This window comes from Streptomyces sp. SID3212 (genome assembly GCF_009865405.1).
In the GTDB taxonomy this organism is placed as follows: Bacteria; Actinomycetota; Actinomycetes; order Streptomycetales; family Streptomycetaceae; genus Streptomyces.
This window is the reverse complement of record NZ_WWJY01000187.1, coordinates 1-1,636: the sequence shown is the minus strand read 5'-3', so window position 1 is coordinate 1,636 and position 1,636 is coordinate 1. Positions and strand designations below refer to the sequence as shown.

The following is a 1,636-nucleotide window of genomic DNA, read 5'->3' as shown; positions in this document are numbered from 1 at the left end:
TCGAGTACGCCACCGACCTCTACGACCCCCGTACGGTCGAGGCCACCGCGGACCGCCTGGTCCGGCTGCTCACCGGAGCCGTCGCCACCCCCGATCTGCCCGTCGGCGAGCTGGAGTTGCTCTCCGGGGAGGAGCGGGCACGGGTCCTGGAGTGGAGCGGACCGCCGTCCCCGGCCCCCGGTCTGGGCCTCGACGGGCTCTTCGCGGGCCAGGTCGCCCGTACCCCGCACGCGGTGGCGCTGGTCCACGAGGACCAGCGGGTGACGTACCAGGAGCTGGACACCTGGTCCAACCGTCTGGCCCGGCACCTGAGCGCGCGCGGTGTCACCCCGGGCAGCATCGTCGCCATCCACCTGGAGCGCTCACCGCAGCTGATCGCGACGCTCCTCGCGGCGCTCAAGGCCGGGGCCGGGTACACCCTGCTGGACCCGCAGTTCCCCGCCGACCGGCTGACCACCGTGCTCGGGCAGACCGACCCGGCCGCCCTGGTCACCCAGAGCCACCTGGTGGCCCTGCCGACCCCGGCCGCCCTGATCGACCTGACCGTCGACACCCCGGCGATCAGCGCGCTGCCCGGGACGCCGGTGGAGACCGGCGGGCACCCGGAGTCCGTCGCCTGCGTGATGTTCACCTCCGGATCGACCGGTGTCCCCAAGGGCGTCGCCGCCTCGCACCGGGCGCTGGCCGCCACCTTCATCGGCCCCGACTACCTGAACTTCGGCCCCGAGCAGACGTACCTGCAAAGCTCCCCCGTCTCCTGGGACGCCTTCGCCCTGGAGGTCTTCGGGCCGCTGCTCCACGGCGGGGTCTGTGTCCTCCAGCCCGGCCAGCACACCGACCCGCACCAGATCGCGGAACTGGTGGAACGCCACCGGATCACCACCCTCCAGATGTCGGCGAGCCTGTTCAACCACATGCTCGACGAGCACCCGGCGGTGTTCTCCCGGCTCCGGGAGGCGATGACCGCCGGGGAGACGGCCTCGCCGGCCCACACCGCCAAGGCGCTGGCCGACCACCCCCATCTGCACCTGGTCAACGGCTACGGCCCCGCCGAGAGCATGGGCTTCACCACCGCCCACCTCATCGGCGGACCCGCCGCGGCCATCCCGATCGGCCGTCCGGTCGCGGGCAAGCACGCCTATGTCCTGGACGAGAACCTGCGGCTGCTGCCGCCGGGGGTGCCCGGGGAGCTGTACGTCGCCGGGCACGGCCTCGCCCACGGCTACATCGGGCAGCCGTGGCTGAGCGCGCAGCGGTTCGTCGCCGACCCGCACGGCGCGCCGGGCGCGCGGATGTACCGGACCGGCGACCTGGCCCGCTGGAGCCAGGACGGGGCGCTGGAGTATTTCGGCCGGGCGGACCAGCAGATCAAGCTGCGGGGTTTCCGCATCGAGCCGGGTGAGATCGAGTCCGCGCTGCTGCGGCACGCCTCGGTCGCCCAGGCAGCGGTGCTGATCCGCGAGGACCGGCCGGGCGACAAGCGCCTGGTGGCGTACGTGGTGGCCGCCGACGGAGCCGTACTCGACCTGCCCGGGCTGCGCCGGCACGCGGTGGCGGCGCTGCCCGAGTACATGGTGCCGGCCGCGATCGTGCCGCTGGACGCGCTGCCGCTGACGGTGAACGGCAAGCTGGACCG

General features: G+C 73.6%; 1 protein-coding gene. It reads left to right on the top strand.

The genetic code is table 11. The features are described 5' to 3' along the window. On the top strand, positions 1-1,636 hold a 1,636-nt coding region (locus tag GT042_RS05540; RefSeq protein WP_202532393.1), incomplete at both ends, for an amino acid adenylation domain-containing protein.